Raw genomic sequence first — 26,906 nt, 5'->3', positions numbered from 1 at the left:
TTAATAGCGAGAGTTTTTCCCATTTTTCAGAACATCAGCGTAACATCTGTAAATGTTATGACCCTCATACATATAGGGGAAGATGAAACAAAATTTTGAGAAAACTTTCTAAGAGTTACGATAGTGGAACTGTGATGATCAATATCACATTTGTATGTACTTATCCGTGTACTACAGGCTATAAATTAAGAATAGCATAAGAAAAAAGCGAAGGAAGAAATACCATAAAACCCCACATGTTGCGAAGAATACTATCTTATCAAAGTCTTCTCCAAAAAATACAATACATTGATTTACAACAACTCATCGCTTTGCCATTTATAAGCAATCAAAATATCGTAAGATTCTCTTATTGCAAACTCTTTTATGATGAACAAGAAAAAATTGTTCACTCGCACATCACAAATAAAATTGGCGTGTAAACAAAATCATTGTAAAAGAGAGTAAATATGTCTCGTATCCATCTCAATGCAAAAACAATTACAACATTAAGATCTGCCAAAAAATGACGGTGACGGTTTTATCCTACATAGGCGCGAAAGATAGTAGTACTCGATGAAATTCTATTCTACCATTCACCGGCAACGCTATAGTAAAAGAATTGGAACAAACAGAGATGTTAAAATAAGTACACAAATGAAAAGCTTATCTCATAAGAGAATATGATAAACAAAAAACAAACACTTTAGACGTATCTTCTCACGATCTGGTAAAGAGCCTCTTCTTTACGTATAATTCCAAGTCTACGCTTCAATCTCCCCACAGCTTAGAGAATTAAATGCATAAACTAAGCAACTGGAATTTCACGACTTCAATCCTTAATAATCTCTTTCATAAAATATACCAACACTAGAATTCTTTTCATTTCCTATGGCACCTTTAGCTTTGAGATGACGAGAAATGTCCAAATTAATTGTTCCTTTCGTGGTTCCATCTGACCCTGCTTCAAAACCTAAATAAATGTTATTGTGTATATAGCGTCCAATACGTAGGCCCGTATTCCCTTTTTCATCAACGGTAACATCAAGATCATCAAGACCAATTTTGGCCCGTAGAGTGTTCAATAAAGATGTATTAGAAGCACCTGCAAGATCAGCTGTCGCTGCCGCGAGCTGCGCAATCTGAAACGGTGATAACTCACTAAGAGAGCGATTAAAAATCAAACGCGCTAAAACTTCATCCTGCGGCAAATTAGGTTGTGAAGAAAAATGAACATCAAGATTATCAATCGTTCCACTTACAGTAACAGTAACGCGAATATCACCACTATTCTTGTTTGCCACAAAATAAATGATAGGATTAAGATTGCCGCTAAAACTCGCTTGTCCTTGATCGAAATTAAGATGCTGTGAAAGAATATCAAAACGTCCACGAATCATCTGAAATTCACCAACTGGGTGCACATCATTCAATGGACCTGCTATGTTAATACGTCCTCCTAACTCGGTATCTAAACCTCGTCCACGTACAAAAAACTGATTGCGTGCCGTAATACGCATATTTGACAATACAACAGAGGAAGATTTTTGAGAGATTTTAGAACTTGTATTGGTATTCTTAATATCAGCACGCTCAAGTGTTTTTTGAATCGATTTGGTTAAATTTTTATTTTTAATATCAAGAAATTGTGCGTTTTGAAAATGATCTGGAACAAAAACTTCAGCTTTTTCAACTGTAATATCACCACCAATAACAAGATTGTCTAAAAAATGACCCGTCATTGTCATCTTTCCTGATAACGTTGCAAGAATCATAGAACCATCATTATAATTGGCGTGATCAAAATGAAATACCAAATCTGGCTGTAAATCACTAGAGATACGGCCTGAAGCAGAAACGAATCCCCCCTCAGATGAAGAAGCTGAAGCTTTTTCTATAAGAATGTTATCTCCATTCAGTTTACCTTCAATGGTTATATTGTTCAGTCCTAAATTTGTTTTTGAATCAAAAAAACTACCATCAACTATAGAAAGATGCCCTATCAATTGTGGCTGAAATAATGCACCTTTTAAAGTTGTATTAATCTTTGCTGTGCCCGTTATATGCGCACCGCGTTTAGCTAAAAATAGATCAACAAAAGAAAGAGGTGTCGTTCCTTTAACACTTAAATTAGCTTCTAGACCATTTAAGGAAACAGGTCCATTTATGGAGAGATCTAATCCTTTGTCTCCTGTTGCCACCATATTTTCAATGTAAAAAGTTGATTTTTTGTAAGAACCACGTGTATTCATATTGATTGACACAGGACCTTTATGCGTCATGGCGGTTAAGCTTTGACTAGAAAGCTCAAAATAAGCAGATGGATCCTTCATTGTTCCACCAATATCGACCTTACCTATAATCGTTCCTCCAAGCGCTTGCCCTGCAATAAAATTATTAACCAAACGTACAGGAAAATCCTGCAAGTTAACATGGAGATCAAGCTTATTTTGATCTAAAGATATATGACCTTGTGCTCGTGCCTGCAGCCCTTCTCCAGTTAAATTTGCATTTAAAATGAGATTTTTATCTGCTGTTTTGCCTTTAGCAGTAAGCATGAAAGGCATTATTCCTTTATCTTGAAGAGCAGCGGTTGTCAGCCCCTCCCATTTTATATCATAAGTTACATCAGGCTTTTTAAAATTACCAAGAATTACAGCATGCCCTGTTACAGTACCAGATACTCCAGGATTAAATTTCCATAGATTAACTAAAGCAGCAGGAAACGCATTCATTGTAAGATGAACATTAAGGGTATCTCGCACATTTCCTGCAAATATAATTCTTCCTCCGTTCATCGCAACTGCTAATTCATTTATTGTCATTCCATTTTTATCAAAAACAATCGTAGCCGCTTTAGGTAATGTTGCATGAAAATTGCGTTGTTTAACATCTATAGTTTCAATCTGTACTTCTCGTTTTACACCTTCTGGAAATTCCATCGCAATCATACGGCCAGAAAGTTGTGCATTCGTATTATTAGGTAACATCGCTTGAGCCGTAAAAATTGTTTGCCCATTTTTAACGTTAGCTTGAGCTCTCAAATGATTAATCATCATCAAAGGCGTTTGGACATGCTCTGCATTGATAAAACCCTCAAACTGTGTCATGCTAAAAGGATCAAATATATCCGCTTTGATTTCTAACTTTTTAACTTTATTCTTTGCAAAATTTAAACGGTCGACATGCGCCTTTAGGTTGACTTTTTGTTTGCCATTTTGTTCATTAAAAACAAAATCTCCTCTTATTTTTCCACTGCCTTCCTGCAAAAATAACGCAGAAATCATTGAAATATCGTCAGCTTCAATATGCAAAGCACCTTCAACGAAACCTTTCGTTTGAGAAAGATCCCCTGTTATTTTTGCATTTCCCCCTCTCATATCGATATCTTCAATCTTTAGAATCTGATGAGAATCCTTAAAAGAAGCCGATAAATACAATGGCTTCTTAGCAAAAGTTCCTTCACCCTTTACAGAGCCCGTTAAAGAAGGTACCAGCGATGTATTATCCACCAGTGTTTTTATTGTAAGTGTCGTGTTTTGTAGCTTCTTTCCCATTAAAAATGCTTCAGCAACATGGGCACGTGTGTCAAGCTTTATAAGGTTATTGTCCCCTCTAGCCGTACCTTGAACTGTAAGCGCACCTTTTGTTCTTGAATCCAATTTGGCAAGGTCAGATATTTTAGCATAAAAATCCATTTTAGCTCTCTCACTTGAAAAATATCCATCAGCTTTTATGTCTGTGTATTGATTTTTCAGATCCAAACGGCGCAAAACCAAACCTGCCGTATTGTAAGAAGCACCGCCTGAAAGAGTAAAATTTCCTTTGAAAAAATTATCGAAAGACTCCATGCCTATCCTTATATCGTCAGCCATCCCTGATAATTCAAGATCAAAAGTGCGACTTATTAAACCAATTGTTCCTTTGGCTTTAATATCTGCGCTACCTGATAGTGGTTGTTTGCTTAACAGGTTAAAAGAAGCGAGCGTTTGCGTTTTCAGACCAAGATCGCCTTTAAAAACTAAATTATCCATTTTCCCCTTTAACCAAGCAGAAAAATCATGACCCGTAACACTAAAATCATGGATCAAAACAGGTTTTCTAGAAAAAATATCTGTATCTAGATAAACATGAATTGTTTGACCTATGTTGTGTCCTAAAGTGTCTATATTTTTATCAATCCCCCGAAGTATTCCTTTAACCTGAATACCAACATGACGAGAGGCTGTATTATCAAGATTTTCACTCACTCCCCCCATATCAAAAATTGCATCACGAATACGAATATTTTTATTGCTCAACTGATGTACGACAAGCCGTCCATTCCAGGATTGTTTCCCTTCGCGGCCATAATCAATGTTTAAAGCAAGATTTTCTATACGTATTGGCACTTCCGACGCTGCTAAATGTGCAGTTCCATTTTTCTTATCAAAAGCCATTTTACCATCAACAAAAAGACGCCGTAAAAATCCATCTGCTGTCATTTCAGCATTGGCAACAATATTCATTGCTTTTCCCTGAATGACCATATTATCAAGGTGCGTTACTCCCTTTTTTGTCGTTCTTGCCTTTGCCTGCAATGTTATATCAGATTCAAAGAGGCTACGATACTGTGGAGGCATTAAAGAGCCAAGTGTGCCTACTAATTTAGCAGAAAGACTGTGTCCTTCTTCAATACTTGCAAGAGTAACATCACCATCTAAAATAGGATGGTGATCGACTTTTAAACAAAGTTTCATGGCCAAATCATCAAAAGTGCCATCACCTTTAATAGAAAAATTTAATGCAGGGCGCTTTTCAATTTTCAAAACATTGGCCAAAATACCATTTTGCGGTTCATTTGCAGAAATGTCAATTTTAGCTGTACGGTTGATATTGGAGATCTTCGTTAAAACAGAAAAAGATCCCTGTGCATCTAAACGATGAGCCACTAAATCGGCATTAAAAACACCATTAGCTAAAGTTAAATTCCCTTTTAAGGATACATCAGCAAAAAAACCAAAAAGATCCTGTTCAAACGCTACATGCTCAACCGTAAGGGTATCGATAGAAATGGCAAATGGCAATTTCGGTAAAGAAAACTTCTCAACCTCAAGAAAAGAGTTGCCTTGTGGTTTGCGTAAAAATGTGATCTTTTTAAACGAAATCTTGTTGATATCCATACGCCCTCTCAGCAACGCTAAGCGGTTCCAATCCATTTTAGCATTGGTAATTTTGAGCCATACACCTTTTTTATCACTCACAGTAATAGTATCAACTGACGTTTGAGAAGATAGTGTCCCTTGCACATTATATAACCGTACTTGGCGATTAGGCGCTGAAAATCCGCGTTCAATCAGAGAAACAACCCATGAACCATCATCAGCTCTTGCTTTGCCAGAAAATAAACCGCCTCCCTGTGCAAAAACAAGAGTGCTCACAAAAAGAAACAAAAATCCAAATAAGAAAGCCAATGAATGCACAGTTTTTTTCATTAAAACGATTGCCCTATACCCACATAAAAACCAACACGGGGATCACCTTTCTCCCGCTTAAGAGGAAAAGCTAAATCTATCCGTAAAGGACCAAGACCTGTCATATAGCGACCTCCAATGCCAGCTCCCCATTTAATTTTTTGGGAAAAATCAAAACCCGCCTTCTCCCCTACAACCCCTCCATCAAGAAAACTGACAAGTCCTATCTTACTATTTGAAGAAAAGCGTAATTCTGCTGTACCCTCAACAAGTGCTCGTCCACCAACAACAGCATCATTTTCTGTTTTGATACCAATATTGCGATAAGCATAGCCACGAACAGATCCACCACCACCAGCGAAAAAGAGCGTATCCGAAGGTACTTGTGCTTTATCACTCCCAAGGATTGCACCAAACTTTGCTCGTGTTGCAAAAACAAAACAGTCTTTTTTATCCAGTGTCCAGTAAGAACGGCCTTCTACAGTCATTTTTGCTACAAAATTGTTAGAACGCATTTCATAAAAAGGTTCAACAAACACTTCACCATACAAACCTTTTGCCGCATTAAATTTATTATTACGGCTATCATAAATCAAACTACTGGGTAATCCGATTGTGGTAAAATGGCGACTTCCAAAATAAGCATCACGTGAATAACCATTAGAAACCTCTAAAGCAACCTGTCCCGATAGACTACCATTCAAGATATGCGTTACACCGAATTTTCCTCTAACGGCTTTTGTCGTATAATTTTCTAAGACATCTTGCTGCATTTTCAATTCTGTCCTAAAGTCTGTGTCAGGAGTAAGTATACCAGGTCTTATAAAGGTACCACCGAAAAGATAATCAAAATTCTTCGGATCATATGACTTTTCCTTGTGGCTACCAATGCCGCTTATTTTCGCCTCAATTTTAAGGTGTTCCGCGTGGCCGAAAAGATTGTTATGCATCCAATAAGCCTCAAAACCAGCACCATCTAATGTTGAATAGCTACCACCTGCACCGAAACGGCGCGGCTTACGTTCTTGTAAAACAAACGTAAGCGGCAAACTACCATCTGGATTAATTGTATCAGCCTCATGTGTATTAATAGCACGAAAAACATTAAGTCGTGCAAGTCTTTCATTCGCCTTAGCTAATGCATTAGAATCGTATTTTTGGCCTACCTTCAATCCTGTCATCCATGCAATATAGGCTAAATCCACACGTGGATTCTTACTAACATTACGCACGCTTAAAGAACCATAATAAGCTTCTTTTCCTGGATCAACGGTAATCTGTGCATCAATGAGACGTGCAGCATGATCAGCAACTACCTCACTCTTCACAACCTGCGCCTTGGCATAACCTTGTTGACGCCACCCTTCAATCGCCCACCTTTCTGCTTTCAGAATAGTTTCAGATTTAGCAATAGTCCCAACCTTATAACCCAATTCTTCAATTGTGGGCATTTGATTGGTTTTATATTTTATGAATGGAGAAACTTTATTGATACCTGCAACACTAAAAACGTATTGTGGACCAGCATCAATGGTAATAACAACATTAGATTGTGCTGGAAGCTGAGTTACTGGACTTAAATCGGCAACTTCTAAACCATTAATCTTGATACTAATAACACTGCCATAACGTCCATCGGCGTGAAGAGCAGAAAGAATTGTTCGATAATCTGAACGGGCTTTAGCTAATAGACCAGAAGAACTAAATGCTTTATTTTTATCAGCAACAAGAGAAGAAACATCTTTAACTATTTTAATACCTTCTGACGGCGCCCCCAATGGAGCAACAACATAAACCTGATAAAATTTCTCTGTACCGCTAACATTATGTGAAAAGACATCTTTTTTCTTCTGACCAAAAAGAGGGATGCCGAAAAAATCAAATGCCGTAACTTGCTGAGGAAAAGCACAGACAAAACATAGACTTATGAGTACACTGCGCATGGCTCCTGACTCTGAAAAAAATCCTTTCCAGCATACCATCAAATCAGACACCCTTAATACACTTCACATTATGTTACTTTGTACTATAAATAACACCAAACAAGAAAGATAAATATGCCTATTCTTGAGATTTGCTACATTTGATAACATCAAATAATTCTTTTTTTTCGCGCTGCATAACATTTCCTCCCCTTAATATTCACAAAATCCCGTACTGCTATGCAACACAAATAGTTTCGCTTCTTTTTTCCTAACACACTCATTTAGCTTATTATAAATGTTTTATTTGACCACATATAACCACGGTTAAATTTATGCAAATTATACTCCAAAAGCTTGCGCAAGCACACAGATCTCTCATTTCAGAAAACCATGTAAAGACTTCTTGATTTTTATATACAGATATGTTTGTCTCTTCTAAGTTTAAGGGGGGGAAAATAAACAGATGATCGCGCGTGTCACAACTGTTGCTTTTCGCGGTCTGGAAGCAGTGCCTGTCGATGTACAGGTTATGATTTCTCCTGGTAAAATAGGAATGGCTATTGTTGGATTAGCCGATAAGGCAATCGCAGAAAGCCGTGAGCGCGTGCAAGCAGCCATTCATGCTTGTGGACTTTCTGTGCCTAACAAACGCGTTACTATTAATCTTGCACCAGCTGATTTGCCTAAAGAGGGATCACATTATGATTTACCAATTGCCGTAGGCTTAATGCTTGCTATGGGAATTCTTCCTTCTGACGCAGCGCAAGATTACATTATTTTAGGAGAATTATCGCTGGATGGCTCGCTTACAGCCGTCAATGGTGTTTTATCAGCTGCAATGACAGCTTTATCACTTGGTAAAGGGCTTATTTGTCCCTATCAATGCGGACCTGAAGCAGCATGGGCAAACGCAGATATGAACATTCTCGCACCCGAGACTCTTCTTGCCATGGTCAATCATTTTAAAGGTACACAAATACAAAAACGTCCACAACCACGCCATTATACAACCCAAACTGAACTTCCAGATCTTTGCGAAATTAAAGGACAAAAAACCGCCAAACGTGCATTAGAGGTTTGTGCTGCTGGGCGACATAACCTTTTGTTTGTAGGCCCTCCTGGTGCAGGAAAATCTATGTTAGCTCAACGCTTACCTTCCATTTTACCGCCTCTTGATAGCCGTGAACTCTTAGATGTTTCTCTTATTGCTTCTATCACAGGAGAAACAGTCCATAATACCATTTCACTCCACTGCCCTTTTCGTGCTCCGCATCATTCTGCTTCCATGGCAGCTATGATTGGTGGTGGTATAAAGGCACGACCAGGAGAAGTCTCACTTGCACATAATGGCGTTTTATTTCTTGACGAATTACCTGAATTTTCTCCACAGGTTCTTGATTCTCTTCGTCAACCTTTAGAAAGCGGAGAATGTATTATTGCCCGTGCTAATCACCATATCAGCTATCCTGCCCGCATCCTACTCATTGCTGCAATGAACCCTTGCCGATGCGGTATGGCAGGCGAAAAAGACCATGTTTGCGCTAAAGGAATACGCTGTCAAATCGACTATCAGTCTCGTATTTCTGGTCCTCTGCTTGACCGAATTGATTTACGGATCGATGTCCCTGCTTTAACAGCTATAGATCTTATGCAACCAGAGCAATCAGAAAAAAGCTGTGATATTGCAAAACGCGTCGCACGATGCCGTGCTATCCAAATTAAACGTTTTACGAAATTAGGTTTTGACCATATTCGCACCAACGGTGATTGCCCTGCTAAAATTATCGAACAAATCGCTATTCCTGATAAAAAAGCAGCCACACTCTTAAGAGATGTAAGCGAAAAGATGCACCTTTCTGCACGCGCCTATCATCGTATTCTCAAAGTTGCACGCACCATTGCTGATCTCGACGAGGAAGACCATCTTTCACGCCATCATCTCGCAGAAGCTATTTCCTATCGACTGAGTACTGAAAAGCTAACAGCTCTTACCTAAGGAAAGTACTCATCAATAAAAACTAATTGGAAAATAGCGCAGATAAAGCTCTGTAAGCCTACCATCATTTTCTAGAGATTTCAGAGCATAATTGAGTATATCAACCAATTTTTCGTTCTTTCTTGCAACAGCAAGCTGCATTCCTTGCCCCAATAATTGTGGAGCCATATACACCCCTCCAACAAAATGACAGCAAGCGTCGGATTTTGGATCATTTAGCCATAAAGATAAAGCAAATCCATCATCAAAAATAAGATCAATTTTATGATCCTGTAATGCTTTATAAAGCTCTGCCCTGTCTTTAAATCCCTGCCATTTGGCTTTAGGAAAATAGCTATGAAATAGCTTTTCGTGAGCACTTTTGAGTAGAAATCCACTGCTTAAATATGCAAGTTTATCGCTTATTGGTTCATCGAAATTTACAAATCGAGAAGCAACAAATCGAGCCGGAAAGCGCAAATAAGATCTTGTAAAAACAAAATCTTGATGCGTTTTAATCGTTTCTTTTAAACCAGCAATAATCACTTCTGCGCCACCATCTTTTACATGGTCTACAAGCTCTTCCCAAGGAACAACTTCTACCTCACAGATTTTCTCAAGGTTTAATTTTGAGCAAATAGCGCGCAATAAATCGATATTATAGCCTGCAAGGTGCCCTGTTTGATCAAGAAAGTTAAAAGGAGGAAAATCAAAAGTTGTTACAAAACGCAAACGAGTTATATCTGTTGTATCAGGTTTTATAAAATGTTTATGCGAATCAAAAAAAGAGGGGAGTCCTGCAGCTGTTTCAGCTTCCACAAAAGAGGAAAACAAAAATCCCCATGCTACAAATAAAACTCGAATAAGAACATTGAATATATTTATAAGTTTTTTTATTCTCAAAGTTTTTCCCCATTTTCAAAGCTAAAATACAAATATTTTCAGCTATAATATTTAATGCACTTAACCAAAATATCTGTCATTTTATGGATTAAAATTCCTGCTACACTCTAAAGATTGCCAAAAATAACAGTTTCTGTAAAATTTTCAAAACAGATCAGCGACAACAGAATTTTGTTGCAAAACTCCTTATGCAAATGCATTCCCATTTTTCTTCTATGTGATATAAACTATACATACTTTTGGTTTTGCTAAACAATTTTATCAAAATTCTTCGCATTCCCAAAAATCATGCCGCAAAAGCATCTCATCAGTTTTTAAATATCACGCAAAGTGAACAAAAAATGGTCTAATTTTATGAAACAATTTACTGTGTATCGTATACGGAGTGCTTAAAAAAAAATACAAAAATTGTGTTTTATTCTTTATCATAAAAAAGCAATGATATTTTACTCTTTCTGTAATTGCAAAATCCAAATCAATATTCCCCTTTAAAAGATTAAAATCTTATGGAAAATAAACCTCTTGAGATTAATTTTGCATATTTTTGGTCTAACACACAGTACAACAATGTTTGCGTATGCAGAAACAATTCCCTTTCTTAATAGACCAACAAATGTTGAATATAAATCTGATATGCGATAAATACCTGATATGGTTATTCCATAAAATAGCTGGACAGAACATTAAACTTCAAAAAAGTTGATGAAATATCGCAAATTGAATATAGAAATGGATTAAGTTATGAGTGATGAAATAACCTCACCTACACAGAATTGTGACTATGATGCCGCTTCTATCAAAGTTCTCAAGGGACTTGATGCTGTACGCAAACGCCCTGGTATGTATATCGGTGATACGGATGATGGTTCAGGCTTGCACCATATGGTCTATGAGGTTGTAGACAACGCGATTGATGAAGCTTTAGCCGGTCACGCTACCCTTGTAAACGTCACACTTCATGCTGATGGTTCTTGCTCTGTTCGCGATAATGGACGCGGAATTCCAACAGATATCCATCCAACAGAGGGCATTTCAGCAGCTGAAGTTATCATGACGCAGCTTCATGCAGGGGGAAAATTTGATCAAAATTCTTATAAAGTTTCAGGTGGATTACACGGAGTTGGTATCTCTGTTGTTAATGCATTATCGGTTTGGCTAAGACTGCAAATCAAACGCAATGGTAAAATCCATGAGATATCGTTTACTCATGGCGTCGCCGATGCCCCGCTAAAAATCATTGGTGATTGCGATACAGAAAGTGGAACAGAAATCAGGTTTTTGCCAAATTCTGAAACTTTTACTATGGTTGAATTTGATTTTGAAACTCTAGAACGTCGTTTGCGTGAACTCGCTTTTTTAAATTCTGGCGTATACATTCTTCTTGTTGACGAACGCCATGCTGACATTAAATCCGTCGAATTGCATTATGAAGGTGGATTAGTTGAATTTGTTAAATATATTGACCAAACGAAAAAAACACTCCTTGATAATCCTATTTATATCACCAATGAAAAGGATGGAATGAGCGTTGATGTTGCCCTATGGTGGAATGATTCCTATCATGAAAAAGTGTTGTGCTTCACAAATAATATTCCTCAGCGTGATGGTGGAACCCACTTAATAGGTTTCCGCAGCGCTTTGACACGTCAAATTAATGGTTATGCTGAATCTTCAGGTATTGCAAAAAAAGAAAAAGTTAACTTGACTGGTGATGATTGCCGTGAAGGACTAACTGCTATTCTTTCAGTCAAAGTCCCAGATCCAAAATTCTCTTCGCAAACAAAAGATAAATTGGTATCTTCTGAGGTGCGCCCTATTGTTGAAAATTTGGTGAATGAAGGGATTTCAGTATGGTTAGAAGAGCATCCTAATGAAGCAAAATTACTTATCAGTAAAGTGGTAGAAGCCGCAACAGCACGTGAAGCAGCACGCAAAGCACGAGAACTCACAAGACGAAAAGGAGCTCTCGATATCACTTCTCTACCCGGAAAGCTTGCCGATTGCCAAGAACGTGATCCAGCTAAATCGGAAATTTTTATCGTTGAAGGGGATTCTGCTGGTGGTTCAGCAAAAAGTGGACGTTCGCGTCAAAATCAAGCGATTTTGCCCCTACGTGGTAAAATCCTCAATGTTGAACGGGCACGCTTCGACCGTATGCTCTCATCTGAGATGATTGGAACATTGATCACCGCCCTTGGAACTTCTATTGGTAAGGATGAATTTTCACCCGATAAATTGCGTTATCATAAAATCATCATCATGACCGATGCGGATGTTGATGGTGCACATATCCGAACACTCCTACTCACTTTCTTTTTTAGGCAAATGCCTGAATTGATTGAACGTGGACATCTCTATATTGCTCAACCACCTCTCTATAAAATATCGCGGGGAAAATCTTCGCAATATATCAAAAATGAAGCAGCTTTCGAAGAATTTTTAATTGATACTGGATTGGAAGAAGCAACTCTGGAATTGTCAACCGGTGAAGTGCGCGCAGGTGCTGATTTACGCCAACTTGCTGAAGATGCTCGTATGTTACGCCAACTTTTAAATGGTCTTCATACACGCTATGATCGCACAGTTGTTGAGCAAGCAGCAATTGCCGGTATTTTTAATCCTGAAACCCTTTCAACACCAGAAAAAGCTCAAAAAACAGCAAATAAAGTCGCAAACCGCCTTGATTTAATCGCTGATGATACGGAGCGTGGTTGGAGCGGTCAATGTAGACCAGATGGAAGTTTATGTTTTGAACGTATTTTACGCGGCGTTAAAGATGTTGTTATTTTTGATGCAGGGCTTATCAATTCGGCTGATGCGCGCCAAATCGATCGCGTTTCTAAAAATTTCATAGAAATATATAACTCTCCCCCACTTTTTCACCGCAAAGATAAATCAGAGCGAATTTTTGGACCTATGAGTTTATTGGAAAGTATTTTTACAAACGGCAAAAAAGGTATTACTCTCCAACGTTATAAAGGTCTTGGAGAAATGAATGCTGAACAGCTTTGGGAAACAACTCTTGATCCTAATGCGCGCTCTCTTTTACAAGTTAAAATCAATGACGCAACCGATGCAGATTCACTCTTTTCTCGTCTCATGGGTGATGAAGTTGAACCTCGAAGAATTTTTATTCAAGATAATGCTTTAAGCGTTGCCAATCTTGATATCTAAAGGTACCATTTTGTTTCTGGCTGTTTAAATGTCGCGGTTTTGTACGTTGTCTTTCGTATTTGAACATTCCCTTTATACCTCATTTGCGGTAAAAGAAAAATAAGGGAGGTCATGCATATGACAGCTGAAACAGAACGCGTAGGAGCCAAAGGTGGCATGGAGTACTCTTTTGGATTTACAAGAATTGATGAAACACAAAAACAATCTATGGTTGATGATGTGTTTCATTCTGTCGCCGAAAACTATGATAAGATGAATGATATATTATCATTAGGATTGCACCGTGCATGGAAAAATTTTATGGTTGCATGGCTTTCTCCCCCAGCACGTTCCGATTGGAAGGTTCTTGATGTGGCTGGCGGTACTGGTGATATCGCTTTTCGCGTTCTTAATGCTTCTCGCCAAAAAGCCCACGCTACGGTGCTTGATATTAATGGCTCAATGCTTAGCGTCGGCAAGAAGCGCGCACAAAAAAATGGTCTTGCCCCTCTCATCGATTTTGTTGAAGCCAATGCAGAACATCTGCCTTTTGAAGATCAAAGCTTTGATGCTTACACTATTGCCTTTGGAATTCGCAACGTGCCTCATATTGATAAAGCCCTGAGTGAGGCTTTTCGTGTTTTAAAACCAGGTGGGCGGTTCTTATGTTTAGAATTTTCAAATGTCGAGATATTTCTGCTTGACAAAATTTATGATCTTTGGTCTTTCTATGCTATTCCAAGACTTGGTCAACTCATTGCAAATGATGGCGATTCTTATCGCTATTTGGTTGAATCTATTCGCAAATTTCCTAAGCAAGATGATTTTGCCCATATGATTAATCATGCAGGTTTTTCGCGAGTATCGTACCGCAATCTCACGGGTGCGATCGCAGCGCTACATTCAGGCTGGAAGATTTAAAATGGTGCAAATTTCCACTTATTTTCACTTGATGCGGGCAGGATGGGTTTTAGCGCGTGAAGGTGTTTTAAGCACTCTTCCTAGCGATGATCTTCAAGGACTTCCAGCATTATGTCACCGCATAGCAGGTATGTTAGCACGACGCAAAACGAAAAAGAAGAAACGATCTGAAAATATTTCATATGCCATCAATAAACTTGGCCCCTCTTACATCAAACTTGGTCAATTTCTCGCCACAAGACCTGATATTGTCGGACGTGATATTGCGCAAGATTTGATGCAACTACAAGATCGTGTGCAAACATTTTCCTGCACCAATGCTATTTCCCAGATTGAAAATTCACTTGGCCGCTCTATTAATGATTTATTCGTAAACTTTTATCCACCCATTGCTGGCGCTTCCATTGCTCAAGTCCATCCAGCTGAGTACTATGATGAGGAAGGACATAAAAAAAAATGTGCTGTTAAAGTTATTCGTCCAAATATTAGAATACGTTTTGCCAAAGATCTTAGAAGCTTCTATCTCATTGCTCACTTACAGGAGCGTTACATACCCGCTTCTCGAAGACTGCGTCCTGTTTGTGTTGTTGACACTTTAGCACAAACCACACGCATTGAAATGGATTTACGATTAGAAGCAGCTGCCATATCCGAAATGGCTGAAAATATTCAACATGATGCAGGATTTCGGGTTCCACAAATTAATTGGGAGCGGACAGGGCGCAATGTTTTAACAATGGAATGGATCGATGGTATAAGAATATCTGAAATTTCTGCCCTCAAAGAAGCTGGATTTGATTTGCAAGCACTCGCAATTACACTCATTCAATCTTTCCTTCGTCATACATTGCGTGATGGTTTTTTTCATGCCGATATGCATCCTGGTAATTTATTTGTAGACTCCAAAGGATGTATTGTTGCTGTTGATTTGGGAATTACGGGACGGCTTGGCAAAAAAGAAAAGCATTTCCTTGCCGAAATTCTTTACGGCTTTATTACTCGTGATTACCATCGGGTGGCACGCGCTCATTTTGAAGCAGGATATGTGCCTCCATACCATAATATTGAGAGCTTTGCTCAAGCTAATCGAGCCATTGGTGAGCCGATTCATGGGCAATCAGCGCAAAGCATTTCCATGGCTAAGTTACTCACGCTGTTGTTTGAAGTCACCGAATTATTTGATATGCAAACGCGACCTGAACTTTTACTACTGCAAAAAACTATGGTTGTTGTTGAAGGTGTAGCCCGCACATTGGATCCTCATTTTAATATGTGGAAAGCTTCTGAACCCGTTGTCAGAGAATGGATTAACAAAAATTTAGGCCCCATGGGAATCGCAAAAGACTTTAGTGAAGGAGCGCAAGCTCTCTTTTCGCTGGCACGAAAAGCACCGCAATTGATACAAAATTTCCAACGTATGGAGGAAGATCTCAACCAAATGAGGGAAACAGGATTTAGTCTTTCTCCCGCAACCCTTAAGAAACTTGCTATCGAACAAGGTCGTGCCAATCGTTATGCCCGTTATAGCCTATTTATCATTACGCTTTGTTGTGTTTGTCTAACTTTTTATCTTTTTTGTTTTTTCTAATCTGCTCAGTATGCTAAAAAATATCGATTATGAAATCATTGTAATCACTTTATTCCTTGGATATATTTTATGGCTAGTATTACCATTCGCAATCTTTCACCTGAAGTCAAAGAATCTTTGCGTGTACGTGCCGCGCAAAATGGTGTTTCTATGGAAGAGGAAGCCCGTCGCCTTTTAAGCAATCCCAACACTTCAGCGAAACTCCCCTCTCAAGCGAGCGCTGTTCAATTGCAATCATTGAAATCAAAATCACTTCTTATTATTATTGGTGGTAGTATTGCAGCCTATAAAGCGCTTGATCTGATTCGGCGTTTGCAAGAACGTGGAGCGTGCTTAAACATTATTATGACAAAAGCAGCGCAAAAATTTATTACCCCTTTAGCAGCTGAAGCTTTGAGTGGACGTACTGTGTATCATGATTTATTTTCATGCAAAGAAGAACATGATATCGGACACATCCGATTAGCACGTAATGCTGACCTCATTATTTTAGCCCCTGCTACAGCTAGTCGCATTGCAAAAATAGCCAACGGCATAGGAGATGATCTGGCTAATTGTGTACTTTTAGCAGCACGCTGTCCAGTATTGATTGCACCAGCCATGAATCCAGCCATGTGGGCACATCGAGCAACTGCTCGCAATGTCGCACAACTGCGCGCAGATGGCGTTCACATAGCAGAACCAGAAATCGGCAAAATGGCTGAGCGTGATGAAGAAGGCTGTGGACGCATGAGTGAACCCTTAACCATTGTAGCCTTAGCAGAAACTCTCTTAGGAGTGCAAGAAAAGCCACTTTCTGGCCGCCACTTCATTGTTACTTCTGGTCCTACTCATGAATCAATCGATCCGGTACGTTATATTGCTAATCGTTCTTCAGGTAAACAAGGTCATGCCATTGCAACAGCTCTCGCGCATTTGGGTGCTAACGTGACGCTTATTTGTGGACCGGTTGCTCTTGCCGACCCATCGGGAGTAAAAACTATTCATGTTGAAACAGCATATCAAATGTTACAAACCGTTCAAGCCGCATTGCCTGCCGATGGGGCTATTTTTGTTGCAGCCGTTTGTGACTGGCGTAGCCAAACACAATCTTTACACAAGATAAAAAAGAGCACTCATAAGACACCACCATCCTTTCATATGGTTGAAAATCCTGATATTTTGGCAACAATTGGACATGCTCCAAACCGTCCCTCCTTAGTGATTGGGTTCGCTGCTGAAACGTGTGATATCATTGCAAATGCACAAAAAAAATGTGTCGAAAAAGGAGCAGATTTTATTCTTGCTAATGATATTTCTCTTCACTCTAATGGCGCAAACGTCATGGGCGCTGATACAAATCAAGTTTCTCTCATCAGTAAAGAAAATGTTGAACAATGGCCGCACATGAGTAAAAAACAAATAGCGCAAAAATTAGCAAAGGTTATTGTGTCATTTTTCAATCTTCACACCCATGCTTATTAGTATGCTCTATCTTAAACGAGAATAGAAATTATTAGACAGCAGACAGTTGAATACTTTAAAAAATGCAACACAAAAAATAAGATCCATTTACAAAATCGTGCAAAACTGTTTGAATGATAATTCTTATTGAGAAACAGTTACCTTTATCAAAAAAACAATCCCCTCTCTCGAAAGAAAGGAAATTTCCTCTGTATTTTAGTTTATTTGTAAGATGGTTAGTATTGGCGAATCTTATTGCTGCAAGCGTATACCGTTCATTTCATTGGCTTTACAGAAAAATCCTCTTGTGATTTTCTGTCATATATAAAGATCTCCCACATATCTATATAAAGGTTTTACACATCTCAGACTTAAAAGGTGCAGATTATTAACCCGCACCAATCTGTCATTCTATTGATTCCTCTCGAGAAGCTTTTATCTGCTAATCATTGATGGAATTCACTTCATAAACTCTATGGGAAAGTTCTAGATTAAATATTTTTCTCAAATCCACACTTTTATACTTAATTGATACAAACTAAAATCAAACAGTGATGACGTTATATTTTAAACATACATGAGTGCGCTTTCATCGCACTGAAGAAAATTTTTGTAGCATTGTAGGAAATACTATTCTTTGGCCGTTTATTATTCATCAACACAATTGTATGATTTACGAAATTGCGTGCATATTCAAAGCATTTTCCAATCTATCTCTTGTCTTTGCCATTTTTTTCTTATTTAGTGAGTTGTTATGATTTTTACTGCTGCTTACCGTGCTTTACAACGTCTTATAACCTCGCAATATCGCGCTATGATCTTGAAAGTATTGGGAATTACCTTTTTTGTGCTCGCCGTTTTATGGTTATGTATACGTCAGTTTTTTATATCCTACTTTTGGCCTTGGATTGCTGGTTTTATTCCTGGATTACCTGGTTGGGCAGGATGGTTGGGATTTTTGATGCTCATAGTTTTTAGTCTTGGTTTGGCTTTACTCATGGCTTTTTTAATTGCCCCAATCACTGCTATGATCGGTGGTTTTTTCATTGATTCTGCTGCTGAAATTATTGAAAAAGAAGATTACCCGAACGAGCCTATTGGTCAGGCTCTGCCGTTTAGACGTTCTCTCATTCTTTCTATTAAATTTGCTATTTTAAGCCTTTTCGGTAATATGCTTGCTTTTATTTTGTTTTTTGTGCCAGGTGTTAATTTGATCGCCTTTTATGTTATTAATGGCTACTTGCTTGGCCGTGAATATTTTGTGTTTGCCGCCTACCGTTTTCGATCTGAGCAAAAAGCGCATGTTTTTTTACGGACTCATGATACAACAGTTTTTGGCGCAGGGCTGTTGATTGCGCTTTTTGTTTCGATTCCCATTCTTAATTTAGCAACACCGCTTTTCGCAGCCGCTTTTATGACACACTTACACAAGATGCTTTCCCAAGAGAATCCCGTGTGTATCACGCAAAAATAATGGCACTTACTTAAAACCTAACGGAACTCATGAGAGAAAAGAAGTTAAAACGAGTTTTGTGCCATAAATGACTGCTTTCATTTCTCTTATTCAGAAAACCTTTGAAAAAATCTTGCTCCTGTCTGGCGTTTTGCTAACATAGCGTTGCCGTATCCATTGTTTTTATAGACTATTTAGCCTTATTGCTGTTTATAACTATAAAGTTTTTTGTTTCAAGTTCCTACCACTGGTGTTAACGATTCTCTGAATATGCATTTTATCGGAAACAAATAAGGAATTTGGCAACCAGCACAAGCAATGGGATTTAATATAAAAGCAAAAGAGCAAACAATGGAGGGTATTAAAATTACTAATGGATTTTTTGCAAGGAGCATTTAGATTACCATTGTAACATTAGAAGAGTAAAAATTTAGATAATAATAGGGGTAAAAGCTGTACGCACACAGACAAAAGTATTAAATTGAGTCTGTTTATTAACCAGCAAGGCGAATTTGACCGCTTAAATTTTATATTTCTTCAAATCATGCAAAAATGTGTAATATTTAAGGAGAGGCTATACAGATGAACTGGATTACAAATTATGTTCGTCCTAAAATTAACTCTATATTGGGACGCCGTGAAATTCCAGATAATCTATGGATAAAAGATCCCACCAATGGTGAGATGGTTTTCCATAAAGATCTGGAAATGAATCAATATGTAATTCCCAGTTCTGGTTATCACATGCGCATCAGTGCCAAAAATCGTCTCATGCATTTTTTTGATGATGGCGCTTATACGCCTCTTGAAAATCCAAAGGTTGTGACAGATCCTTTAAAGTTTCGCGATGAAAAACGCTATATTGATCGGTTAAAAGATTATCGTTCTAAACTTGGTATTGATGACAATATTTTAAGCGCACACGGTACTATTGAGGGCTTACCAGTTATAGCCACCGTTCAAGACTTTGCCTTCATGGGTGGATCACTTGGTATGGCTTCAGGAGAAGCTATCATCAAAGCTTTTGATACTGCCATTGCTCAAAAATGCCCTTTGGTTCTTTTTGCCGCTTCTGGTGGTGCACGTATGCAAGAAGGAACACTCTCACTGATGCAAATGCCTCGTACAATTGTAGCAATTGAAATGCTAAAAGAAGCAAAGCTTCCCTATATCGTAGTTCTAACTAATCCTACTACCGGTGGTGTTACCGCTTCTTACGCTATGCTTGGCGATGTTCATATTGCAGAACCTGGTGCTATGATTGGTTTTGCAGGGCCACGCGTGATTCAACAGACTATACGCGAAACTTTACCAGAAGGTTTTCAAAGTAGTGAATATCTACTCGAACATGGCATGATTGATATGGTTGTATCGCGTTTAGAAATGAAAACTACCATTGCACGACTTTTACGTTTGATGATGAAAAATCCGGCAGCAGTTAGTCCTTCCAATCCATCTCCAACAGGTTCTCAAGCATCACTTTCTAAAACAAAAGCTGCTTAGAATATGGAAAAAAGCCAAATACAAAGGATGATAGATGATTTATTAAAAAATTATCCGAAGAAATTTGATCTTTCTTTGGAGCGTATTTTCCGCCTTTTGGAGCGTCTTGATAATCCCCATTTAAAGCTTGCGCCTGTTATTCACATTGCCGGAACAAATGGCAAAGGGTCTGCTTCAGCCATTTGTCGCGCGCTCTTGGAAAACGCAGGCTATCGCGTTCATGTTTATAGTTCACCTCATTTGGTGAACTGGAATGAACGCTGCCGGATAGGCCAAAAAAGAGGTGGCAAACTTGTTACAGAGAGCCAATTGACTGAGACAATTCGTGAAGTCATAAAAGTAAATTGTCAAGAGCCGATTACTGTTTTTGAAATTTTTACAGCAGCTGCCTTTATGTTATTTAGCACACATCCAGCTGATGTCGTGATTCTAGAAGTTGGATTAGGAGGACGGTTTGATGCTACAAATGTCATAAAAAAATCAGCCGTATCCCTTATAATGCCCATTGACTACGACCATGAAACCTTTCTTGGAAACACAATTGCGGAAATCGCTTTTCAAAAAGGTGGTATTATCAAACCGGAAATTCCGGTGGTCATCGGTAAACAAGATCATGATGAAACCCTTTCTATTTTAACTGCCCTTGCTGATAAAAATAAGGCGCCTTATTCTCTGTTTGGTCAAGATTATCAAAGCTATACAGAATATGGACGTATGGTATTTCAAAATAGCCAAGGTCTCATGGATCTTCCACTTCCTAACCTTATTGGAGCTCACCAAATTGCCAATGCTGGAGCTTCTCTTGAGGCAATTTATCAAGCAGGTTTTAAACTTTCAGAACAAGCAATAAGTCATGCTTTGCAAAATATTTACTGGCCAGCACGAATGCAACATCTTACCCATGGACATTTGGTTGATCAACTGTCGCCCGGTATTGACTTATGGCTAGATGGTGGCCATAATCCCGCTGCTGGAAAAGTCATTGCAACAGAACTTGCTCAATGGAGAAAAAAATCAAACCGTTCTATTATTATGATCGTTGGTATGCTCAATACTAAAGATGCTGTTGGTTATTTCCAGCATCTCGCAAAACTCGTAGATAAAGTCTATACAATCCCATTGATTGGTAATAGTGCAGGTGTTTGTCCAGAAATTTTAACTGTATCGGCTAAAAAAGTAGGGATCCTTGCCAGCCCGCAAGCTCATCTACAAGATGCTTTACAGAGAATTAACTCAGACCATAGAGAAGCTATCGTCCTTATCAGCGGTTCCCTCTACCTTGCTGGCGATATTTTACGTGACAACAAAACGCCGCCATGTTAGGAATTAGTTATTCATAGAGTTTTAAAAGATAGACCTTGTAATCATGCAACTTGATTGTGCACTTTATCAACATCCTAAACTCATTACTGTTTTTGGCGGCTCTGGCTTTGTGGGGCGGCATATTGTTGAGGCTTTAACTAAGCGAGGTTATCGCGTTCGCATCGCTGTTCGCTGTCCACAAAAAGCCTATTATATGCTTCAAATAGGCGAAGTGGGACAAACTCAAATGCTCAAAACTGATGTCAGGCATCATGCCTCTGTTGAACGTGCTTTGCTTGGTGCAGATGGTGCAGTATTTCTACCCGGTAGTTTAGCACAAGCAAATCAATCAAACTTTCAAAAAATGCAAATTGATGGTGCAAAAAATGTCTCTGAGTTAACAGCTAAAGCTGGTATTCCATTTATTTACATGTCAGCGCTTGTGGCTAATCAAAATGCTTCATTTCTTTATGCACGCGTCAAAGCTATGGGTGAGCAAATCGTTCAGAATACGCATCCTAGAGCAATTATCATGCGCCCATCAGTTATTTTTGGGCCAGAAGATTGTTTCTTTAATAGCTTAGCGAATTTATCTTGTTTTTTACCAATTATGCCCCTTTTTGGAGGTGGACAAAGCAAATTGCAACCCGTGTACGTTGGTGACATCGCCGAATTTGTTTTGCGTGCCTTAGAAGGACAGGTTATCTCTGGAAAAAGTTATGATCTTGGTGGCCCTCAGATTATCACGTTCCAGAATATTCTTGAAAAAATACTAAAAATTATTCACCGCAAAAAAATAATTCTACACACGCCTCTTTTTGTCGGGATTTTGATGGGAAGTTTTTTTGGAGCTATTGGTAAACTGCCTCTCTTACCGAAACTGGTAACGTCCGATCAAATACGCTTTCTGCAAGTGGATAACATCGTCTCTCAAGAAGCCATAGAAAATGGATACACCTTAGAAGGAGTAGGAATTATCCCTAGAGCAATGGCTGCGCTCTTGCCAAGTTATCTATGGCGGTTCCGTCCACAAGGTCAATTTTCCAAAGATCCATCAGTCTAACGCATATTCTCTTTGTGATCGAATTAAATTTCTACTTCATAAAAGAAAGGATAGCTGCATTAAAGAAATTTTTATATCTAGCTCTTTTCTCAGAAAATATAATCTCATAACAGTCCTTTTTGCCATCCCACGCCTCCTTACAATATGAATCTCTCCATATATTATAAATAATATCATCTCTCAAATGCATATCTGTTGCAAAAAATTATGGAAATTTGAAAAAAATTTTCATAGAAATGGGTCTTTCTATTGGCTTGCATTTTTTTTTAATTTCTCCTACCGTCTTGGAAAAACTGCTTTTAAAGGAATAGAGAATGGCGGCTCAAGGTTATGTTGTCAAAGATATCGGGCTTGCTGCCTATGGTCGGAAAGAACTTGATATTGCCGAAACAGAAATGCCCGGTTTAATGGCTTGCCGTGAAGAATTTTCTTCTATTCAACCTTTGCGCGGAGCACGTATTTCTGGTTCATTGCATATGACCGTTCAAACAGCTGTTTTGATCGAAACACTAAAAGAACTCGGCGCCGATGTACGGTGGAGTTCTAGTAATGTTTTTTCTACGCAAGATCACGCAGCAGCAGCTATTGCAGCCACAGGTACTCCTGTCTTTGCAGTCAAGGGCGAAACGCTTGAAGAATATTGGACTTATATAGATGCGATTTTCCAATGGCCTGATGGCAATCCCTCCAATCTTATTTTAGATGATGGAGCTGATGCTACAAACTATATTCTTATGGGGTGTCATGCGGAAGCAAATAAAGATATTCTGTCTCATCCTAAAACAGAAGAAGAAGGATTTTTTTTCCAACAAATCCGAAAGCGTATGGATGCTACACCAGGTTTTTTCACACATCAGCGCGCAGCAATCAAAGGTGTGAGCGAAGAAACCACAACGGGCGTGCACCGCCTTTATCAATTACAAAAGCAAGGGCTTTTGCCTTTTCCAGCTATTAATGTCAATGATAGTGTTACTAAATCAAAATTTGATAATAAATATGGGTGTAGAGAATCACTCATAGATGGTATCAGACGAGCAACAGATGTTATGATAGCGGGTAAAACCGCCATTGTCTGCGGTTATGGAGATGTGGGTAAAGGTTCAGCAGCTTCTCTTTCAGGTGCTGGAGCACGTGTTAAGGTGACAGAAATTGACCCAATCTGTGCACTTCAAGCAGCTATGGATGGCTATGAAGTTGTTAATTTAGATGATGCTGCCTCCAGTGCCGATATTATTATCACAGCAACTGGCAATAAAGATATTGTCCGCTTAGACCATATGCGACAAGTTAGGGACATGTGTATTCTTGGAAATATAGGCCATTTTGATAATGAAATCCAAGTATTAGCTCTTAGAAAATTTTCGTGGACGAATATTAAATCACAAGTCGATATGATCACTTTTCCCGATGGAAAGCGCATCATTTTACTCTCTGAGGGGCGCTTACTGAACCTCGGTAATGCTACAGGACACCCATCTTTTGTTATGTCAGCCTCATTTACGAACCAAGTTTTAGCGCAAATTGAACTTTTTACCCGTTCAGAACACTACAAAAATGAAGTAACTGTTTTGCCAAAACATCTTGATGAAAAAGTTGCACGTCTACACCTTGATCGGTTAGGAATAAAGTTAAGCGTTTTATCAGAAGAACAGGCTTCCTATATTGGAGTTACTCCTCAAGGACCGTATAAACCAGATCATTATCGTTACTAAAATGGTTTCCTTGGGTTAAAAGAAAAGGGAAAACGCATCGTGTCTAGCTTTGGTGATTATAAGCCCAAAGAAAAAGCCCAAAAAATGATCCGCATCTTTACAGAGATTTTTTGCCTTCTTTTCCTTTTTTCTCCAACATGGGCTTTTGCTCAGTCATTGGGAATGCATCTACCATTTGCGTTCACTTTGCCAGATGGCCCATGGCTTATTTTAGCCCTTTGTGGAGGAATTTCTTGTGCTTCACTTCTTACTTGCATAGCAGTTATTATGCGTGCAAAAAAAGCTTCATTGGAGTCTTTGAAGACAATTCAAGTGGAATTTTCTGAAAAACTTCAATATTATGAATGGCTTCTAGCAGAAACTGGACAATGCCTTCTTATTTGGGAAAATCCAACGGCTTCACCACATGTGGTTGGCAACATTCATGCATTACAAAAAGCAGAAATTCTACAGCAAAATTTTCAGTGTTTTGAGCTCTGGCTTGAAGAAACTTCAAACCGAGAACTTGACTATGCACTCACGCAATTGCTTTACAAATCTTACCCTTTTGAACTTTCCGTCACTACTAAGAATAATATATTGTTGCAAGTTACAGGAGTGATAGCTGGAACGGTAGCCATCGCGCGTTTTCAAGATATCTCAACACAGCAAAGCGAAAATGCGCGTTTACAAAAAGATATCGCCAAAATCCTCATCGAGCTAAGAATGCAACGCAATCTTCTTGATCTTATTCAAGAACCGGTATGGATACGAGATTATAAGGGAAATGTTTGTTTTGTTAATCGCGCCTTCAAAGCAATGACAAATTTTCGAGAAAGTAGTAATGAAATTGTTGATCTTTTTAATGAAACAACACAACGCAAAACAGATGAGGTAGAAACGATTTTTCAAGAGCATGTTAATACAGTTATTGATGGAGAACGGCACCATTTCCATCTTACACGTGTTACAACAGAAGAAGGAATGGCAGCTTTTGCTCGTGATGACAGCGCATATGAAAATCTTACTAATGAACTAAAACGTGTTCTTCAAAGCCATTGTGAAACTCTTGACCAAATCTCAACGGCTGTGGCTGTTTTCGATACCAGCCAAAAATTAAAATTCTGCAATCATGCTTTTAAAATCTTATGGCCGTTAGAGGATTCTTTTCTAGAAAGTGAACCAAGTCACGCGTTGCTTCTTGAACAGTTGCGTGAAAAAGGGCTTATTGGTGAACATCCTGATTGGCGCACGTGGAAAGAAGAACTTCTAAAAGCCCATCAACAAACAGAATCAAATCAACAGATTTGGAACCTTCCAGATGGACGCACGGTACGTGCTATTTCCAGCCCCCATCCACAAGGAGGCGTCACCTGGCTTTATGAAAACCTTACAGAAAAAATTGATCTTGAACGACGCTACAATACACTGATTAAAATACAAGGAGAAACACTTGATAAACTTTCAGAAGGGGTAGTGGTTTTTGGCACAGATGGACGTCTTCGTTTATCGAATCCAGCTTTATTAAAATTATGGTCTCTCCCTTATAATTTACTGGTAGAAGGCACCCACATTACGCAATTACAAAACCATTGTTCACCCTTAACGGTAGGAAATGAGTGGGATCAATTTGCCAAATTTATTACAGGTTTGGATGAAAAACGCGATATCTATTCAGGTCGTATGGATCTCAAAAGTGGAATGATCATTGATTACACAGTAGCACCGCTTCCCAATGGACAGACAATGCTTACTTTTGTTAATGTTACGGATACTGTTCATGTTGCGCGCGCTCTTCAAGAGAGAAATGAAGCCTTAGAAAAAGCTGATCATTTGCGCAATGAATTTGTTCAACATGTTTCCTATGAATTGCGTACACCCCTCACCAATATTATTGGATTTTCTGATATTTTACGCGATCAAATTTTTGGCTCTATTAATGAACGGCAAAAAGAATATCTTGGGCATATTCACTCAGAATCAGGCACTCTTTTGAATATTGTTAATGATATTCTTGATCTTGCAACTCTTGATGCAGGCATCATGGAGCTCGACATACAGCCAGTTAATATTGCTGATGCCATGGTACAAGCAGTAGCGCGGGTAGAAGAGCGTCTTAACGGACGCCATATTACGCTTTTACAACAAATTTCTCCTTCCTTAAATTTTATTTCTGTTGATGCAAAACGTTTGCATCAAATCTTCGTTAATGTTCTCAGCAATGCTATTAATTTTGCAACTGAAGCAAGCACTATTGAATTTTGTGCTGAAGAACAAAATGGTAACATAGTCTTCAGTGTTCATAATGAAGGATCTGATATTCCAGAAGATATTCTTGATCGTATTTTCAAGCGTTTTTCTTCCCATGCACATAATGGCGGGCGCGCTGGTGCAGGTCTTGGTCTTTCTCTCGTCAAAAATTTCGTTGAACTGCACAGTGGACATGTTGAAATTCTTACCGGCGCTGGACAAGGAACAACCGTTAAATGTTTTTTTCCTATTCCCAAAGGAGAAAATGTTTTTTAATCTCGTCTTTTCATAAGTTTTTTTCATC

14 protein-coding genes are annotated in these 26,906 nt (G+C 38.7%); 11 read left to right on the top strand and 3 right to left on the bottom strand.

What is annotated here, in order from left to right:
* Positions 1 to 818: 818 nt before the first annotated feature.
* Together V4B17_RS07135 and V4B17_RS07130 are read right to left on the bottom strand one after the other, a co-directional pair.
* Complete coding sequence (locus V4B17_RS07135) at positions 819 to 5,453, bottom strand: translocation/assembly module TamB domain-containing protein (protein WP_455479446.1); 4,635 nt, start codon at positions 5,451 to 5,453, stop codon at positions 819 to 821.
* The gene (locus tag V4B17_RS07130) at positions 5,453 to 7,414 is read right to left on the bottom strand and encodes an autotransporter assembly complex protein TamA (RefSeq protein WP_455479445.1); all 1,962 of its coding nucleotides are present in this window, start codon (positions 7,412 to 7,414) and stop codon (positions 5,453 to 5,455) included. The genes V4B17_RS07135 and V4B17_RS07130 overlap by 1 nt, the downstream gene beginning before the upstream one ends.
* 406 nt (positions 7,415 to 7,820) lie before the next feature.
* Here V4B17_RS07130 and V4B17_RS07125 point away from each other — a divergent pair, with 406 nt between their 5' ends.
* Positions 7,821 to 9,353, top strand: coding sequence for a YifB family Mg chelatase-like AAA ATPase (locus V4B17_RS07125; RefSeq protein WP_455479444.1), 1,533 nt, complete (start codon positions 7,821 to 7,823; stop codon positions 9,351 to 9,353).
* A gap of 12 nt (positions 9,354 to 9,365) precedes the next feature.
* On the opposite strand, the gene V4B17_RS07120 is transcribed toward V4B17_RS07125, so the two are convergent.
* The gene (locus V4B17_RS07120) at positions 9,366 to 10,235 is read right to left on the bottom strand and encodes a transporter substrate-binding domain-containing protein (protein ID WP_455479443.1); all 870 of its coding nucleotides are present in this window, start codon (positions 10,233 to 10,235) and stop codon (positions 9,366 to 9,368) included.
* A gap of 741 nt (positions 10,236 to 10,976) precedes the next feature.
* Between V4B17_RS07120 and gyrB the strand changes: the two genes are divergently transcribed.
* The 10 genes from gyrB (at position 10,977) to V4B17_RS07070 (ending at position 26,878) form a co-directional block, all read left to right on the top strand.
* Positions 10,977 to 13,409: a DNA topoisomerase (ATP-hydrolyzing) subunit B gene (gyrB, locus tag V4B17_RS07115; RefSeq protein ID WP_455479442.1), complete on the top strand. Its 2,433-nt coding sequence runs from the start codon at positions 10,977 to 10,979 to the stop codon at positions 13,407 to 13,409.
* A 117-nt stretch (positions 13,410 to 13,526) separates the two neighbouring features.
* On the top strand, positions 13,527 to 14,309 hold the full coding sequence (ubiE, locus tag V4B17_RS07110) for a bifunctional demethylmenaquinone methyltransferase/2-methoxy-6-polyprenyl-1,4-benzoquinol methylase UbiE (RefSeq protein ID WP_455479441.1): 783 nt from the start codon (positions 13,527 to 13,529) through the stop codon (positions 14,307 to 14,309).
* 1 nt (position 14,310) lies between these two features.
* Positions 14,311 to 15,897 (top strand): 2-polyprenylphenol 6-hydroxylase, encoded by a 1,587-nt coding sequence (gene ubiB, locus V4B17_RS07105; protein WP_455480210.1) that lies wholly within the window; start codon positions 14,311 to 14,313, stop codon positions 15,895 to 15,897.
* 69 nt (positions 15,898 to 15,966) lie between these two features.
* Positions 15,967 to 17,361 carry a bifunctional phosphopantothenoylcysteine decarboxylase/phosphopantothenate--cysteine ligase CoaBC gene (gene coaBC / locus V4B17_RS07100; protein WP_455479440.1) on the top strand — a complete coding sequence of 465 codons (1,395 nt, stop codon included), beginning with the start codon at positions 15,967 to 15,969 and terminating at the stop codon, positions 17,359 to 17,361.
* Between the two features lie 733 nt (positions 17,362 to 18,094).
* Positions 18,095 to 18,814, top strand: coding sequence for a sulfate transporter family protein (locus V4B17_RS07095; protein ID WP_455479439.1), 720 nt, complete (start codon positions 18,095 to 18,097; stop codon positions 18,812 to 18,814).
* A 561-nt stretch (positions 18,815 to 19,375) separates the two neighbouring features.
* Positions 19,376 to 20,296, top strand: a complete 921-nt coding sequence (accD, locus tag V4B17_RS07090; RefSeq protein WP_455479438.1) for an acetyl-CoA carboxylase, carboxyltransferase subunit beta — start codon at positions 19,376 to 19,378, stop codon at positions 20,294 to 20,296.
* Between the two features lie 3 nt (positions 20,297 to 20,299).
* The gene (locus V4B17_RS07085; protein ID WP_455479437.1) at positions 20,300 to 21,619 is read left to right on the top strand and encodes a bifunctional folylpolyglutamate synthase/dihydrofolate synthase; all 1,320 of its coding nucleotides are present in this window, start codon (positions 20,300 to 20,302) and stop codon (positions 21,617 to 21,619) included.
* Positions 21,620 to 21,662: 43 nt separating this feature from the next.
* A complete protein-coding gene (locus V4B17_RS07080) occupies positions 21,663 to 22,661 on the top strand; it encodes a complex I NDUFA9 subunit family protein (RefSeq protein ID WP_455479436.1) in 999 nt (332 codons plus the stop codon).
* A gap of 314 nt (positions 22,662 to 22,975) precedes the next feature.
* Positions 22,976 to 24,373 (top strand): adenosylhomocysteinase, encoded by a 1,398-nt coding sequence (ahcY, locus tag V4B17_RS07075; protein ID WP_455479435.1) that lies wholly within the window; start codon positions 22,976 to 22,978, stop codon positions 24,371 to 24,373.
* A 39-nt stretch (positions 24,374 to 24,412) separates the two neighbouring features.
* Positions 24,413 to 26,878 (top strand): PAS-domain containing protein, encoded by a 2,466-nt coding sequence (locus tag V4B17_RS07070; RefSeq protein ID WP_455479434.1) that lies wholly within the window; start codon positions 24,413 to 24,415, stop codon positions 26,876 to 26,878.
* Positions 26,879 to 26,906 lie beyond the last annotated feature (28 nt).

This window comes from Bartonella sp. B23 (genome assembly GCF_053793815.1).
The sequence above is the reverse complement of the archived record's forward strand: the minus strand, read 5'-3'. Positions and strand labels throughout refer to the sequence as shown.